We start from the raw sequence: 16,126 nt of genomic DNA on the forward strand, positions 1-16,126 counted from the left end.
CATAAAGTATCAGAAAAACATCTGTTTGATAGAAGTTTATACTTTTTAGGTCACAGTTCGTTTTCCATGCAGTGATAACACGAACACCGGAGACGAATAAGTAACGAACTATATTAATCTGCAAGTAAAATGAGAGAAAAAACTCCACCATAAGCTATTTTGTTTGCCGGGTAGATACAAATCCATCCACATAAGGAGAGTCTGATTTGATTACGGCAAATGCTTGCCTGACGAGCTTGTTTGCAACAGTAATAAGAGCCACCTTGGAAGGTTTCCGTTGGCTTTCAATCGTGTGTAGCACTCTTTACAGGTTGTGTTACCACGTAATGCCGACCACGAGGCGACATATAGCAGTGAACGCAGGCTCACATCCCCGTTACGGTTTATCCCACCTTTGATGTGCACGGATGTTCCGGATTGCTGGTATGTCGGGCATATTCCGATAAAACGGGAAATTTGCTTTGCGTTATCGAAATAGGAGAATCCTCCGGTAGCGACAATCAAGGCCGTAGCCAAAGTGATACCAATTTCTTTGATGGATGTAAGAAGTTTAATCTGCCTGTCAAACTCTGACGAAGCCAGGTCTGCAAGTTCAGATTCCAAAGACTCTATTTGACTGGCCAAAAAAGAATATGTTAAAGCAATAAATAACAAGCTTATCTTTACAAAAAATAACTGTTCTGCTATAGATTCATTAAAAGTATGCCAGGAAGCCTACGAAGATTTATTGGCAAATCTCATAGATGTAAATAAAGTTATAGAGCAAGCAGAAAATGATTCACTTGAAATAAATTTGCAATATCCATTCCCAACTACATATTCAGCTTCTCACACAAGTTATATATTCACAAAACATAATACGACAAATAATTTAAATATTCTTTCCCCACGTTTAAAAACTTCAAGCGAAGATGGAGGAACAACAGAAAGAAATGTATTGTTAGCTTCAATGGCAGCTAATAGTCATTGTTATTTCCAAAGTGGCACTGCTAACATAAAATCTATAACACATGTAAATATTTCCATTTTCTTTTGGTCTTTTATGATTTATGATGAGGTATGGGGACACCATAATGGTGCAAATGGATTAGGTGTAATTGGAGAAAATAATGGTAATTATGAATATGATTGGTTATATGCTTTAGATAATCACACAGGAGAATTTAATTGGGAATTTCGTAACGTATCTTCCAGTACAGATGGCGTTTCTATTAATCATAATTTTTTTGGTAAAAAAGTAAATCGATAGATCGGGATATTCAGTAAATATCCCTACCTAAAGATAAAAAAGTCAACTAATTCGCAATAATTTACACATGAATCAGTCGACTAATTTCCTAATATTTTAGGAATGTCCCTGGATCAACCACAGTTGTTTTGCTAAATCGTCCTTTTCAATTTCTCATTGATTCTGGAGCGGACTTTAATCATAGCATTCTTTTTCTTAATCCATTCGACAAGCCGTTCCATATCGCCTGCATTTTGAAATTCCAGAATCTTCTCGTCAGCCTCGCGGCAAAGGATTTCTACCCGGCGCATCTTATAATTATCTACAATTTTAGGCAATAGTTCGTCGAGCATCATCTCTTCGGTCCGCATCGAGGAATCTTTCAGGGTCCAAAGTTTACTCAATTCATAGGGTTCGCTCAGAATATCCGCGACAAGTTCACAAATCGACACATCCGGGTTGCCGATAAAATACTTAGAAGGGATAAATCCGGGATTCCGATAATTCTTCCGGTATTCATTCTGAATTTCTCTCAAACGGGGATTCAACATTTCCAGTTCGTCCTCAGCCAGTTCGTGAATGATATATTCCCCGACAGTAACCGAATAAGGCATCCCGTCACGCTCTTCTTCGTAAAGCTCCTGTCCTCCGAAGAGCAACAAATAACGCACCAACACCATTTCTTCGGTGTCGCAAGGCGTCACCTGAACAGTCTTGGCCGGAGTCAGAGTCACCCGAGGGGGCTGTTGAGTGGGCGATTTATAGGGCAAAGGGGTCGGATCGCCGACTTTTTCTTTCCGGATACGGGCGATCTCATTGTAAAGGAGCTTTTCTTCCACCTTCATTTGGTTCGCAGTCTCCTGAACATATACCGAACGGGTGATCGTATCGGGAATCAACGAAATACTCCTGACGATATCTGTAATCAACTTCGCTCTTTCTATCGGATCACTACCCGCTTGTGTCAACAATAATTTTGTCTTGAAATGAATAAAATCCGTTTCATGCCCGGAGATATACTCCAACACTTCTTCGGCAGTATGCGCCTGCGCATAGGAATCGGGGTCCTCGCCGTCGGGCAAGGACACGACACGGACATTCAATCCCTCTTCGAGTACCAGGTCGATCCCGCGTAGAGACGCTTTTATTCCCGCAGCATCACCGTCATAGATGATCGTTACATTCGGGGTCAAACGGCGGATCAGACGGATTTGTTCGATCGTCAGAGAAGTACCCGAAGAAGCCACGGTATTTTCTATCCCCTTTTGGTGAAAAGAGATCACATCGAGATATCCCTCTACCAAATAACAACGATTGTGCTGTACAATACTTTTCTTGGCAAAATAGATCCCGTACAGCGTACGGCTCTTGTGGTAAATCTCAGACTCCGGAGAGTTGAGGTATTTGGCACTTTTCTTATCGTTGGTCATAATCCGGCCACCGAAAGCAATGATCTTACCGGCCAAATCACGAATCGGGAACATCACCCTGGCACGGAAACGATCGAACAGTCCGCGTTCCGATTCTATGGTCAGTCCCGTTTTTACCAAAAACTCTTTTTTATATCCTTTTTCTAAAGCTGCTTTCGTGAAACCGTCCCAAGCTTCGGGACAATACCCCAAACCGAATTTCTCGATCGTCCGATCATCCAATCCCCGACGACGAAAATACCCCAACCCCACCGATTTCCCTTCATCGGTATGCAACAGTTGCTGTACGAAAAATTCTTCGGCATAATTGGTCACGATCAGCATACTTTCCCGCTCGCTCTTCTCTTGCTTTTCGTGTTCCGAAAGCTCTTTTTCTTCGATGATAATATTATATTTAGCCGCCAGCCAACGCAGAGCCTCGACATAAGACAATTGTTCGTGTTCCATAATGAAATTCACCGCATTCCCGCCTTTCCCGCATCCGAAGCATTTATAAATACCCTTCGACGGGGAGACCGTAAAAGAACCTGTTTTTTCATTATGAAAAGGACAACAGCCCACATAATTCACCCCTCTCTTCTTCAGACTTACAAAGTCGGAAATCACTTCGTAAATATCTGCAGCATCGAAAATCTTCTGTATCGTCGCTTGATCAATCATAGTACAAAGGTAAGAGGTAAAAAGGAAAAAGATAAAAGGTAAAAGGTAAAAAGTAAAAGGTTTTTCTATTTATTATATTTCACAGTATTTTAACTACATTACAATCACGCTTTGGCACAATATTTGTACTTTTGCGTCCCATGGAAACGATATATATTCAAAACGTTTTCATGTGCAAATTTAATTTTATCATGACAGAAAGCGAATTTAATCGGGCAAGAGAAGAACTATTAGAAAATATTTCTGAGTTATTTTTAAAATATGGCTTAAGAAGTACTTCAATGGACGATATCTGTTCGCATCTCAAGATCTCGAAAAAAACTTTATACCAATATTTCAGTAATAAAGACGATCTTGTCGAACAGATCATGATGCACCGTAGAAATAATTACCGTACACAGAAGGATATCGAAGAACTGAAACAACATAATTCTGTAGAGATCATGTTGACGATCAGAGACCATATCATCCGGAGCTTCAACAGCAGGATGCCGGCGAATTTATTCGATTTAAAGAAATACCATCCGGATGTTTATCAACGAGTAAATAACAAAGATCAGATTTTTATCCAAAATTTATTTAACGAAGTGATCGACAAAGGGATACGGGATGGTTATTTCCGGTCTGATATCAATCGTGAGATCCAGGTCTACCTGTTTGTAAAGCAAATGTCTCTCATCGGTGAGCCGGAAATGATCAGTGAATTGAAATATCCGATTTCTACGATCGTCTCTACGATTGTAGAAAATATTATCCGCAGTTTCGCGACTCCCCAAGGGATGCATGAATTGGAACATTTACTTTATAATAAACCTCATGAAAAAACAACTAAGCCATGAAAAAGAACAGATCTAACTTTCCCAGGAGCTATGCTGTTTAGCTGAATTTCGGGATATAAACGTGTATAATCAAAATCAAAAATCTAATAATTAAAGAGAATGAAAAGAGGAGTATTAATCATTTTTGTTGCGATTCTCATTCCGTGTTTGCTGCAAGCCCAGACCACACCGAATGATCCCCAGCGTCTGACGCTAGAACAAGCGGTAAATTTTGCCGTAGAGCACAACAAAGAACTACAGGCATCCCAAATGAATATCGAATTGAGAAATAAAATGGTGACAGAAGCCATTTCTCAAGGTTTGCCTCAAATCAACGGCGATCTGAACTATAGCACCAATTTCAGATATAAGATGAGTTTCCCTGGATCGGAATCGTCTACCGTACTGAAAGACCAGTCGAGCGTCGGGGTTACCGTTAACCAACTGCTATTCAGTGGTGAATGGATATTGGGAATACAAACCAGTAAGATTGCTAAACTGATTGCTTCTCAGCAAGTGGATGTAACCGAATTGGATATTAAAGAAACGGTTTATAATTCGTATTATACCATCCTGGTGAGCGAACGCCTGATGGAAATCGTAAAGCAGAACCTGGAAAATATGAGCCAGATACAGCGTCATACCGAAAATATGCTGGCAGCAGGTACTGCCGAGCCGACAGACGTCGATCAGATCCGCATCACTGTCGGACAGTTGAAAAACAGCCTTCTGGCTATGCAACGGACAGTAGACGTAAACTATAATTTATTGCGCCTGCAACTGGGTTTACAAGCCGGGACTCCGATCACCCTGGCCGATCAACTGGATAATTTTCTGGAAGTCGGTAATTTCCTGAAACTGGCCGGCCAGGAATTCGATATCAACCAGAATGCCCAATACAAACTGATGGAGACCCAGGAGGAATTACAAAAGAAAATGGTAGGATTGAAAAAATGGGCTTATTCACCGACGATCTCTGCAAACTACGGTTACACCTATAAAATCCTGAAACCTAGCTTGGATTTCAGTCCGAAACATTCAGCTACCATTACGATGAGTATTCCTATTTTTTCAGGTCTGCAACGTAAAGCGCAGCTCGATCAGGAGAAAATCACGCTGGAACAAACCACGCTGAACAAGAGTTTATTGGCGGATCAATTGAACTTACAGGAAGAGCAATATAAATTCGCCCTGAAAAATGCTTTGGAAGATTATAACCTGCAAAGTGAGAATATTCAGGTTGCCCGGAAAGTGCTGGAAAATTACCAGTATAAATACAATGCCGGAGCCGTATCCAGTTTAGATCTGACCCAGGCCAACAATAATTACCTGACCGCAGAAAACAACTATACTTCGGCTTGTTTAACATTATTACAGGCACAAACTCAACTGGAGAAACTGTATAACGAGCTAAAATAATCAGGAGTGAATAGTCGGAAAGCGATCTTTTAGCTCTGTAATTGAAAAAGAAACAAATTAAATATTGAAAACAATGATAAAGAACGTAATTTTATCTACCCTCGCGATTGCTGTATTAGCCGGTTGTTCAGGAAAGAAAGATTCTGACAAAGATACCAGCGTAGTTGAAGCTATCCCGGTGAAAGTTCAAAAACTGGAAAAAGAAAACATTGCCCGTACCCTGGACTACACAGCAAATTTACAGGCAGACGAGCAAGTGTATTATGCACCTGCAGCTACCGGACGTATTGAAAAAATCTATGTAGAAGTTGGGGACCGGATTAAAAAAGGACAATTATTAGTCGAAATGGACCGGACGAATCTGCAACAAGCCGAAGTCCAGTTAAAAAATCTGGAAACCGAATACAACCGGGCTAAAATGCTGAATGAAACTCAGAGTATCAGTAAGCAAGCCTACGATGCTGCAGTGACCCAATATGAGGTAGCTAAATCGAACGTAGACTTCCTGAAAGAAAATACCCGGATGTTGGCTCCTTTCAACGGAGTAGTGACCGGAAAATATTTCGAAAACGGAGAAGTATATACAGGAGCTGCTTTCGGTGGTGCTTCCAAACCATCGATCATTGCAATTGAAAAAATCAATCCCCTGAAAGCCTACGTAAATCTTTCGGAACAATATTTCTTATCGGTAAAGAAAGGCACGAAAGTAGAATTGAAAAGTAGCCTTTACCCCGACCGGATATTCGAAGGACAGGTAAGTATCGTTTATCCGACGATCGATCCGGCTTCGAGAACTTTCACCGTTGAAGTGAAGATTCCGAACGATGACGAAGCATTACGTCCCGGTATGTACGGAACCATCAATTTCTTTATCGGAAATACCGAAACCGTTGTTGTTCCTGCTATCGCTGTGTTGAAACTTCAGGGTGCGAATGACCGCTACGTATTCATCAACAAAGACGGTAAAGCCAAAAGAGTATCCGTGAATTTAGGGAAGCGTTTTGAAGATAAGATCGAATTGATCAGCGACGAAATCCAGGAAGGAGACGAATTGATCGTTGTCGGTCAGGGACGTGTTATCGACGGTTCACCCATTACTATCACTCAATAAGATAAATACATCAAATAAATAGTAAGAATATGAGTATATACAATACAGCGGTCAACAAGCCTATTTCCACATTAATGGTATTTATCGCCATTATGGTATTAGGTGTTGCCTCTTATATACAGTTGCCGGTGGACCAATACCCTAAGATGGACCCGCCCTACCTCACAGTGATGGCAACTTATCCGGGAGCGAATGCTTCGGATATTGAGGAAAATGTAACCAAAATCCTGGAAGATCAATTGAACTCCGTAGATAATCTGAAAGAGATGACCTCTACGTCCTATGACAACTTAGGAGTAATCTCTCTGGAGTTCGAATGGGAAGCCAATCTGGACGAAGCATCCAACGACGTACGTGACGCTGTCGATAAAGCAATGCAAAATTTGCCGGACGATATCGACCGACCGACCATTATGCGTTTCAACACGTCTATGATGCCGATCCTGATTTATGCCGTCACGGCCGACCAATCTTATCCCGGTATAGACAAGATTCTGGATGACAAACTGATCACCCGTTTGAACCGGGTAGACGGTGTAGCTTCTGTGATCGTTGCCGGAGCACCGGAACGTGTGGTTTATGTCGATTTAGACCCGAATAAACTGGATGCTTACAACCTGACTCTCGAACAGATCGGTAACAAAATTCTGGCAGAGAACAAGGATGTTTCTTCCGGTAATGTGAAAATGGGGCTGATGGACTATGCCTTGCGTGTAGAAGGGGAGTTCGCAGAAAGCGACCAGATCAAAAATATCGTACTCGGCACTCAAAATAATAAAACCATCTATTTGCATGATGTTGCTGTCGTGCGGGATACGATCAAAGACATCACACTGGAACAAACGATCAACCGGGGACGCGGCGGTGTACTGATGATCACCAAACAAACCGACGCCAATGCCGTTGCCGTAGCTAAAGAAGCGAAAAAGCAACTGGAATTGGCGATGAAAGAATTGCCTTCGGACATCAACTTCCAAATCATTTCGGATAACTCGGACTTTATCGTAAAGTCGATCAACAACCTGCAGGAAACATTGATGTACGCTTCGATCTTTGTGGTATTGGTCGTATTTCTGTTCTTAGGACGATGGAGGGCCACCTTTATCATTGCTCTGACCATCCCGATCTCACTGATTGTCGCCTTCATCTATTTGTTTGCAACGGGTGAGTCTCTGAACGTAATTTCACTGTCCTCCCTCTCTATTGCAATCGGTATGGTGGTAGACGATGCCATCGTAGTGTTGGAAAACGTAACGAAACATATCGACCGGGGAAGCCGGCCACGTGAAGCAGCCAAATACGGAACGAATGAAGTATGGTTGTCTGTAATCGTCACCACACTGGTAACCGTAGCTGTGTTCTTCCCGCTGACCCTGGTAACCGGAATGACCGGAATCTTGTTCAAACAGTTGGGATGGATCGTTTGTATCACCGTATGTACCTCGACACTGACGGCTATTTCTCTGACTCCTATGCTTTGTTCACAATTAATGCGGATACAGGAAAAGACCAGTAACAGCAAGTTCAGCTTTTACAATTTCGTATCCCGGCAATTGGATAGGCTGGATTCAGGTTATGAAAGACTGATCCGTTGGGTACTGCATCATAAAACATTCGTCATTTGTTTCATGACTGCCATCTTCCTGGGGTCTTGCAGCCTTACGCGTTTTATCAAAACCGACTTTATGCCGCAGAACGACCAGAGCAATATGACTGTATATGCAAAAATGCAATCCGGTCAACGGGTAGAAGAGACGAAAAGAGTCGCTTTACAGATCGACTCAATGATCCGGGCAGATATACCGGAAATTACGATCATCAACTTGTCGTACGGTAGTGAAGAAGAAGCTTCCTTCGCTTCTATGATGAACAGTACCGGTAACAATATCCTGAATATGCGTTTACGTACCGTAGATATTAAAGACCGTGAACGGAGTATTTTCGTCATTGCCGACCAGGTTCGTTCTATCTTGAAGAGTTTCCCGGATGTACTGCAATATACAGTCAGTACCTCATCCAGCGGTGGTTCTATGGGTAGCAACTCTGTCGATATCGAAATTATGGGTCACGATTTCAACACAACCACCCGTTTGGCTCAGGATATCGCAGTGAAAGCCCGTCAGATCCCGGGAGCCGAAGATATCAAAATCAGCCGGGACGACGATAAAGCCGAACTCCAGATTGCTTTAGATCAGGATAAACTGGCTCGTCATGGTTTGACCACTTCAGAAGTCGGTTCTTATGTCCGTAACCGGATCTACGGTTTCCGTAACAGTAAATTCAAAGAAGACGGAGAAGAATACGACATCATCGTCCGCCTGGATGAGAAATACCGTTCTTCTCTGACGGAGATCGAAAATATCCTGATCATAGACGGCCACGGCGAAAAAATACGTCTGAAAGAATTGGGTGAAATCAAAGAGTACTTCTCACCGCCAAATATCGAGCGTAAAAGCAAACAGCGTATCCTGAAAGTGTCTATCACTCCGGCAGCTGGCGTAGCTTTAGGAGATATCGCACAGGCATCACAACAGATTATCGACAATCTGGAAGATGTACCTCAGGATGTCAGTCTTTACATCGGTGGTAACTACGAAGACCAGCAGGAATCCTTCAGTTCTTTGATCTGGCTGTTACTGTTGTCCCTGATGTTGGTATACATTGTGATGGCCGCTCAGTTCGAATCTTTCAAGATGCCGTTCATTATCATGTTGGCCATTCCGTTTGCATTCACAGGAGTAATTCTGGCCCTGTTGCTCACGAACACCACCTTGAGTATCGTGGCTGCCTTGGGTGCTATTATGTTGGTCGGTATCGTGACGAAGAACGGTATTGTGTTGATCGACTTTATCAACCTGATGCGTGAAAGAGGTATTCGCTTGTACGATGCTATTGCACAAGCTTGTCGTTCCCGTCTGCGTCCGGTATTGATGACCTCTTTGACTACGATTCTGGGTATGGTACCGATGGCGATCAGTGCAGGTGAAGGTTCCGAAACCTGGCGGCCAATGGGTATCGCAGTAATCGGTGGTATGGTTTTCTCCACCATCATTACGATGATCATCGTCCCGGCCGTATACGCTGCTATGGACAAAAGCGGTAGCCGTGACAAGAAAAAGGCACTGGCCAAAGAATTTAAATTTATGAAAGACTTCGATCCTGAAAAAGATCTACCCAAAAAGTAATCGATAATGCAGATTTACAGTTTCAGACCGATATTAAAGTCTGAAATTGTAAATCAAAAATCAAAATCAAATATGAAGAAAGCAGTATTCATAACATACAACCAAGCCCTGACAGAGCGAGTAGCTTTTCTCCTCGATCAATTACAGATCAAAGGATTTACACAATGGCCTCTGGTTAACGGAGCAGGAACAGAAACCGGAGAACCTCGTATGGGATCTCATACCTGGCCGGAAATGAACTCCGCCACCATTACCATCGTCGAAGAAGAAATGGTGCCCCTGATTCTGAAATACGTCAAAGCGTTGGATGAAGTAAACAAAGAAAACGGTATCCGGGCTTTTGTCTGGGATATTACCGATATGTATTAATCCGAAAACTCAATAGGGTCTGCGCAAAGCAACTGCACAGACCCTATTCAAAAATTCTCTTTCTTAACCACAACCGACAATCTGCCTAAGTGGCAGTAAAATAGTTTCAACTTTCTTTCAGCGGTTTAAAGCCGCGTCCCAGAATTTCTTTCGAATCGATTACATTGATAAAGGCTTCGGGGTCGATTTCTGCAATCCGATGCCGTAAAATCATCATTTCACGGCGTGTGAGGATGGTGTAGATCATATTGCGGCTTTCTCCCCGATACATACCGACAGCCGGCAATAAGGTTGCTCCCCGGTTGATATCCTTGATAATGACATCCTTCACCGGATCTAACTTATCAGTGACAATCATCAGGGTCTTATGTACAGCAGCACCGTCGATTACCAGATCGATCACTTTTCCTTCGATAAATACGATAATCCAGGAATACATCGGTAAACGCCAGTCACCGAAAGCAACAACCGTCGACAACGTAATGGTACAGTCGACAATAATCACCAAAGTTCCAAGCGATATGTGGGTATATTTATTCAAAATCATAGAAATGATATCGGATCCTCCGGAAGTTGCCCGTGCCTTAAAGATCATACCGATCCCGATACCATAAACAATTCCTCCGAAAATAGCGGACAACAACTGTTCGTTCAGTAACGTACGATCCGTAATACCGGGCTCCAACAAGGCATCATAGCCGTATAAATAGTGGATGAGACGCATAAATGCCGGAATAGCGAACGTACAGATAATGGTTTTTACCCCGAACATACCTCCCAAAAAGTAAATTCCCAACAAGAGTAAAGGAACGTCCATACACAGGGCTGCAATTTCAGTCTCCCACCCCCACAAATGGTGAAATACCATAGACAATCCGTAAGTTCCTCCGGGAGCAAACCCATAAGGCTCAGCAAACATCACCGCCCCCAGGGCAAAAACAAAACATCCGCCCAACAACCAGGCATAGGTTATAAAAAAATCTTTAGAGAGAAATTTCTCTTTCGTAACAAATCCCATATTGACTTTAGATTTATGATTTTGATTTATGATTTAACGCCGCCAAAATTACGAATTGTTTTCGGCATTTTCTTGGCATAAAATATTTTCAACATGTTTTGTTTATATCTGTATATCAATCTATTAAACAACAAGACACAGGCATATTTATACAAGAAAGAGCATATTTATACAAAAACAGGAAATCGCATTGAAAACGATTGAAGCCCTATACGGCAATAACAGGATAAGGTGAGTAATCGTAAAGTTGTATTTTCCCTTTCAAGAGGGATTCAGGAACATCGATCAGCCGTTGATTGCTACTTCCCCTGAAAAGCAAATCGGTATCCCGCAAATGCTGATTAAAACGTCCATCTACCAAAACATCGATATAAGGCAAGATTTGTGCCAACCGGGCAGACCGGCACACCTCTTCGTAGCGATAACCGGTATAACACCAAATATTCTTTTTGCTTTTGTTTTTAATCAACTTAGCCAATTCAGTAAATGCTTCGACTTGCTCCAAAGGGTCTCCCCCACTAAAAGTAATATTTGAAAAAGGATCGGTCAGCAAGCGTTCGGCCACCTCTTCTACTCCGACCGCATGCCCATGCTCACGTTCCCAGGATTGGGGATTATGACAACCGGGGCAATGATGCCGGCATCCTGCCGCATAGAGAGAGGTCCGGAATCCCGGACCATCTACCACGGTATCTTCGATAATATCCAATAAAAACAGGTTCATCGCTAAACTAATTATGTCTGACCCGATCATTCAATTCAGCCAGTTTCGCCTGATTCCAGCGATTTGTCGTACCGACCAGATATCCGGTAATCCGTTGCAGGCGATCGATATGATGTCCTCCGCAATTGGGGCATTCTTCCAAACCGTCGGTCGCGTCTTCATGTCCACAATCCATACAGCGGTTACGGTTGTGATTGACAGAACAATACCCCATATTATAGCGGTCCATCATGTCTACCACCGACATAATCGCATCCGGATTGTGGGTTGCATCTCCATCGATCTCTACATAGAAGATATGCCCTCCGCGGGTCAGATCATGGTAAGGAGCTTCTATTTCTGCTTTATGCCGGGCACTGCATCGATAATAGACAGGCACATGATTCGAGTTCGTGTAATATTCCCGGTCGGTCACTCCCGGGATGATTCCGAAACTCTTTTTATCCTTCTGAGTGAATCTCCCGCTCAATCCTTCGGCAGGAGTAGCCAATACACTATAATTGTGCTGCCAGCGCTCCGAAAATTCATTCGCTTTATCCCGGAAACGGGTTATAATTCGGATCCCTAACTGCTGTGCAGCCGGATCTTCTGCATGGTGCTTACCTGTCAACGCGACCAAACATTCGGCCAAACCGATAAAACCGATCCCCAGTGTCCCTTGATTTATAACACTCTCTATCGTATCTTCAGGTTTCAACTTCTCCGTTCCTACCCACAGAGAACTCATTAAGAGAGGGAATTGCTTTGCCCGGGCAGTTTTCTGAAACTCAAACCGACGATGTAATTGCAAAGCCGTCAACTCAAGGAGTTCGTCCAATTTCGAGAAAAATGTCCGGATTCTTTCTTCCCGTTCGGAAATATCCATACATTCGATAGCCAGACGTACAATGTTTATCGTCGAGAAAGAAAGATTTCCCCTACCGATGGAAGTCTTCTCTCCGAAGCGGTTTTCAAAAACCCGGGTCCGGCATCCCATGGTAGCCGTCTCATAGCGAAAACGCTCCGGATCGTCGGCTTTCCACAATTCATGCCGGTTAAAAGTAGCGTCCAGGTTGATGAAGTTGGGAAAAAAACGCCGGGCACTGACTTTACAAGCAAAAACATATAAGTCGTAATTGGGATCCTGAGGTAAATAATTCACGCCCCGTTTCTTTTTCCAGATCTGAATCGGAAAGATAGCCGTACCTCCGCTTCCCACTCCCCGATAGGTAGAGGTCAGCATTTCCCGAATAATACAACGGCCTTCGGCAGAAGTATCCGTACCGTAATTGACAGAACTGAAAACAACCTGATTGCCTCCCCGGCTATGAATGGTATTCATATTATGGATAAAAGCCTCCATAGACTGATGTACACGACTTACCGTCCGGTTGATCGCATGTTGTAAAACCCGCTCATCCCCGCTCAAACCGTCCAGCTCAATCCGGACATAATCTTTGATGGGAAAATGGTACAGGTGTTTGTAATCTTCGCCGGTAATCTCTTCCAATACTTTCACCTCTTCGATAAAACTATTCCGCACATAAGGTGCCAGATAAAAATCAAAAGCCGGAATCGCCTGTCCGCCATGCATTTCATTCTGAGCCGTCTCGAGCGAAATGCAACCGAGGATGCTAGCCGTCTCGATCCGTTTTGCCGGACGGGATTCACCATGACCGACATAGAATCCGTTTTTCAGGATCTTATCCAAGGGATGCTGTACGCAGGTGAGACTTTTGGTCGGATAATAATCTTTATCGTGTATGTGCAGATATCCTTGCCGAACGGCATTTTTTACTTCTTCTACCAACAAATAATCGTCGACAAACGGCTTTGTCGTTTCACTGGAAAATTTCATCATCATCCCGGCAGGCGTATCCGCATTCATATTGGCATTTTCCCGGGTCACCTCATTCGATTTCGTCTCTATGATTTCCAAAAAAATATCCCGGGTTTTCGCTTTACGGGCCACACTACGCTGATTCCGGTAAGCAATATATAATTGAGCCACATCTTTACGGCGGCTCTTCATCAATTCGATTTCCACACAGTTTTGAATATCTTCGACACTCATCTGCTCCTGTCCCCGGCAAGCGATACGATCGGCAATTTCATGTGCCAATTGCATATCTTCTCCTTTATCGGTATGCAGCATCGCTCTTCTCACTGCAGCAACGATTTTCTCCTCATTAAAGCCAACTACACGGCCATCTCTTTTCAATACAGTCTGAATCATTATTTTACTTTTTAATCATAAACCGATAACTCATAAGGCAAGGAGAGGACAAAAAAAAGACAAGCGAATCCTTCTTTCCGGCCTTTCCTCGAAAGCCTCAGAAAACAATAATTACGGCAGGTCTTCTGACTTACTCCCGGTTTAAACAACCTTCCCGCCAATAACGGCAGTGGTTCTTCTCGGGTTTAAACCGCTCTACGGAGCTTACAGCAGCGGGACTGTCCGGGATTCTCACCCGATTCCCTTTTCATCTCATCCCTACGCTAGGATAAGAACCGAAATCAAGACAAAAATAGAAAGTTTTTTACGAAGAGAAAAATATTTTCAGAAACTTTTCTGACATTTTTTCAAAGTAACAGATTATCAAAGTTTTCCAATACAAATCTTTTAATCTAGAATCCGGCACATTCAAACTATTGATAATCAACATATAACTACAAAACAAAATTCAAATCATCAAGCAATCAAACATTTAAAAGTTTTCCAAAATAAAAATCCAAAAATTAATCGAGTTAATATTTTTCAGCATTGATATTTTATTCTTCGTCTTTTACTTTTGATTTTTCATTTTGTAGATATTCCACCCAAATTCGGGCTGCTTCTTCCACTGTTTTGAGACAAGGACGTTTTTTATAATATTCGGGTGTCCGGGCTTCAGGCACCGGATCGAACCCGATTCTTGGGGGAGTCACCCCCAACAATTCACCGCAGATCAACGAACCGTTACGCTTCACAAATTTCTCTGCCAATTGTTGTACCAGTCTATAATTCGCTTCTTTCCCTTCCCTATCTTTTCCCTCTACACAACCTGTTTCGAGGCCTGCCAATATAAACATTCCGCAAGCAGCACCGCAAGTCATTCTCATCCGACCGATCCCTCCACCGAACGAAGCCGACATCCGTAATGCCTGTTCGAAAGTATAACCATACTCGTCTGCAAAAGCAGCACATACCGACTGTGAACAATTGTAGCCTTGCCGGAATAATTCGACGGCACGCTGTATCCGGTCTTCCATCATCCTATTTTTTAATGTCCGGCAAAAGTAACGAAAGACCGTGAGAATAGGAAATCTATTTCTTCTATTGCGTAATAATATTCCCTTGCAAATCTATATCCAAAGCCATATCGAGTCCCGGTTGTTGTTTAGGGGTCAAAACAAAATGATACCGATCTCCCTGAGGGAATTGCCGATAGTCGACGCTCCGTACGGTATAGTTTTCATAAGCGGTACTATTCAGGACTTCTTTCACCACCGCAGGGACTTCGGAAAACAATACCGGCCATTCTGTATACTGCCAGTTCATCGAGCGATCGAAATAGATTTGTTTAGCTTCGTTGCCGTCCAGCATATTCGCCTGATATGCCCCGTCGGACCATTTCCCGACTTCAGTCAGTAAAGCCTGCCTATAATTTTGAGTAACAAAAGTAAGAATCGTCTGAGGAATATCGTTTCCACTATAATCTTCAACGACTGCCCGGTGCAGATAAGCTTCGGCATCAGCCCAAATCGTCACCTCATTCGCCCCGTTCTCCAATTCCACCGCATACCAATCGGGATAATTTTTCCGTTCGAGCACTTCTGTAGCCGCATCCGGCGTCCATAAAGTAGGAGGATAATCAATGCTATTGGCAATAAAATCTTTTATCGCAGCAGGAACCGAGGTATAAGTGACCGCATATTCTGCCTGCAACCAGATCCCGGAGGTATTGAACCAGGCTTCATATTCACGTCCGTTCAAGGTAAAGTCGGCCTCCCGGAAAACTCCTTTAGATTCCCATTCTACACCGGTAGCACCCGGATATTTAGCCTGAAAAGCCAATTCTACCGCTTTCCCCGGCCTATCGTCATCTTTATCCGAAGCATCGTCCCGGCAAGCAACGAACATACCCGAACCCAAAAATCCAAGTAATACAACTATTAATCTCGTTTTCATATTCTTTCGTTTTT

Annotated in this window: 12 protein-coding genes, 1 pseudogene and 1 riboswitch; of the genes and pseudogenes, 6 read left to right on the forward strand and 7 right to left on the reverse strand. The window is 43.0% G+C overall.

All coding sequences use genetic code 11. The annotated features are described in order from the left end of the window. Positions 1-154: 154 nt before the first annotated feature. Positions 155-645 (reverse strand): annotated as a pseudogene (locus ODOSP_RS12725) (transposase); the annotation flags it as partial. Positions 646-727: 82 nt separating this feature from the next. On the opposite strand from ODOSP_RS12725, the gene ODOSP_RS12730 reads away from it, so the two are divergent. Next, positions 728-1,249, forward strand: coding sequence for a hypothetical protein (locus ODOSP_RS12730; RefSeq protein WP_041556801.1), 522 nt, complete (start codon positions 728-730; stop codon positions 1,247-1,249). 131 nt (positions 1,250-1,380) lie between these two features. On the opposite strand, the gene dnaG is transcribed toward ODOSP_RS12730, so the two are convergent. Next, on the reverse strand, positions 1,381-3,318 hold the full coding sequence (gene dnaG / locus ODOSP_RS12735; RefSeq protein WP_013612708.1) for a DNA primase: 1,938 nt from the start codon (positions 3,316-3,318) through the stop codon (positions 1,381-1,383). A gap of 191 nt (positions 3,319-3,509) precedes the next feature. Here dnaG and ODOSP_RS12740 point away from each other — a divergent pair, with 191 nt between their 5' ends. The 5 genes from ODOSP_RS12740 (at position 3,510) to ODOSP_RS12760 (ending at position 10,220) form a co-directional block, all read left to right on the forward strand. Further along, the gene (locus ODOSP_RS12740; RefSeq protein WP_013612709.1) at positions 3,510-4,157 is read left to right on the forward strand and encodes a TetR/AcrR family transcriptional regulator; all 648 of its coding nucleotides are present in this window, start codon (positions 3,510-3,512) and stop codon (positions 4,155-4,157) included. A 99-nt stretch (positions 4,158-4,256) separates the two neighbouring features. Beyond that, positions 4,257-5,555, forward strand: a complete 1,299-nt coding sequence (locus ODOSP_RS12745) for a TolC family protein (RefSeq protein WP_013612710.1) — start codon at positions 4,257-4,259, stop codon at positions 5,553-5,555. Between the two features lie 73 nt (positions 5,556-5,628). After that, positions 5,629-6,666, forward strand: coding sequence for an efflux RND transporter periplasmic adaptor subunit (locus tag ODOSP_RS12750; protein WP_013612711.1), 1,038 nt, complete (start codon positions 5,629-5,631; stop codon positions 6,664-6,666). Between the two features lie 29 nt (positions 6,667-6,695). Next, complete coding sequence (locus ODOSP_RS12755; RefSeq protein WP_013612712.1) at positions 6,696-9,851, forward strand: efflux RND transporter permease subunit; 3,156 nt, start codon at positions 6,696-6,698, stop codon at positions 9,849-9,851. A gap of 72 nt (positions 9,852-9,923) precedes the next feature. After that, positions 9,924-10,220: a PG0541 family transporter-associated protein gene (locus ODOSP_RS12760; protein ID WP_013612713.1), complete on the forward strand. Its 297-nt coding sequence runs from the start codon at positions 9,924-9,926 to the stop codon at positions 10,218-10,220. Positions 10,221-10,326: 106 nt separating this feature from the next. Here the strand turns inward: ODOSP_RS12760 and ODOSP_RS12765 are convergent, their stop codons facing one another. The 5 genes from ODOSP_RS12765 to ODOSP_RS12785 form a co-directional block, all read right to left on the reverse strand. Beyond that, positions 10,327-11,238, reverse strand: a complete 912-nt coding sequence (locus tag ODOSP_RS12765) for a YitT family protein (protein WP_013612714.1) — start codon at positions 11,236-11,238, stop codon at positions 10,327-10,329. Between the two features lie 208 nt (positions 11,239-11,446). Continuing rightward, positions 11,447-11,962 carry an anaerobic ribonucleoside-triphosphate reductase activating protein gene (nrdG, locus tag ODOSP_RS12770; RefSeq protein ID WP_013612716.1) on the reverse strand — a complete coding sequence of 172 codons (516 nt, stop codon included), beginning with the start codon at positions 11,960-11,962 and terminating at the stop codon, positions 11,447-11,449. 7 nt (positions 11,963-11,969) lie between these two features. Further along, positions 11,970-14,177 carry an anaerobic ribonucleoside triphosphate reductase gene (locus tag ODOSP_RS12775; protein ID WP_013612717.1) on the reverse strand — a complete coding sequence of 736 codons (2,208 nt, stop codon included), beginning with the start codon at positions 14,175-14,177 and terminating at the stop codon, positions 11,970-11,972. 98 nt (positions 14,178-14,275) lie between these two features. Next, positions 14,276-14,472, reverse strand: a riboswitch (cobalamin riboswitch). 241 nt (positions 14,473-14,713) lie between these two features. Beyond that, the gene (locus ODOSP_RS12780; protein ID WP_013612718.1) at positions 14,714-15,193 is read right to left on the reverse strand and encodes a C-GCAxxG-C-C family protein; all 480 of its coding nucleotides are present in this window, start codon (positions 15,191-15,193) and stop codon (positions 14,714-14,716) included. Between the two features lie 64 nt (positions 15,194-15,257). Then, positions 15,258-16,112 (reverse strand): PepSY-like domain-containing protein, encoded by an 855-nt coding sequence (locus ODOSP_RS12785; protein WP_013612719.1) that lies wholly within the window; start codon positions 16,110-16,112, stop codon positions 15,258-15,260. Positions 16,113-16,126: the final 14 nt, after the last annotated feature.

Source organism: Odoribacter splanchnicus DSM 20712, from assembly GCF_000190535.1.
GTDB lineage: Bacteria > Bacteroidota > Bacteroidia > Bacteroidales > Marinifilaceae > Odoribacter > Odoribacter splanchnicus.

Bases quoted from the DNA above. Each gene is read 5' to 3' on its own strand.
- ODOSP_RS12760 (WP_013612713.1), top strand. From the start codon at position 9,924: ATGAAGAAAGCAGTATTCATAACATACAACCAAGCCCTGACAGAGCGA.
- ODOSP_RS12775 (WP_013612717.1), bottom strand. From the start codon at position 14,177: ATGATTCAGACTGTATTGAAAAGAGATGGCCGTGTAGTTGGCTTTAAT.
- ODOSP_RS12780 (WP_013612718.1), bottom strand. From the start codon at position 15,193: ATGGAAGACCGGATACAGCGTGCCGTCGAATTATTCCGGCAAGGCTAC.
- nrdG (WP_013612716.1), bottom strand. From the start codon at position 11,962: ATGAACCTGTTTTTATTGGATATTATCGAAGATACCGTGGTAGATGGT.
- dnaG (WP_013612708.1), bottom strand. From the start codon at position 3,318: ATGATTGATCAAGCGACGATACAGAAGATTTTCGATGCTGCAGATATT.
- ODOSP_RS12740 (WP_013612709.1), top strand. From the start codon at position 3,510: ATGACAGAAAGCGAATTTAATCGGGCAAGAGAAGAACTATTAGAAAAT.
- ODOSP_RS12765 (WP_013612714.1), bottom strand. From the start codon at position 11,238: ATGGGATTTGTTACGAAAGAGAAATTTCTCTCTAAAGATTTTTTTATA.
- ODOSP_RS12745 (WP_013612710.1), top strand. From the start codon at position 4,257: ATGAAAAGAGGAGTATTAATCATTTTTGTTGCGATTCTCATTCCGTGT.
- ODOSP_RS12785 (WP_013612719.1), bottom strand. From the start codon at position 16,112: ATGAAAACGAGATTAATAGTTGTATTACTTGGATTTTTGGGTTCGGGT.
- ODOSP_RS12750 (WP_013612711.1), top strand. From the start codon at position 5,629: ATGATAAAGAACGTAATTTTATCTACCCTCGCGATTGCTGTATTAGCC.
- ODOSP_RS12755 (WP_013612712.1), top strand. From the start codon at position 6,696: ATGAGTATATACAATACAGCGGTCAACAAGCCTATTTCCACATTAATG.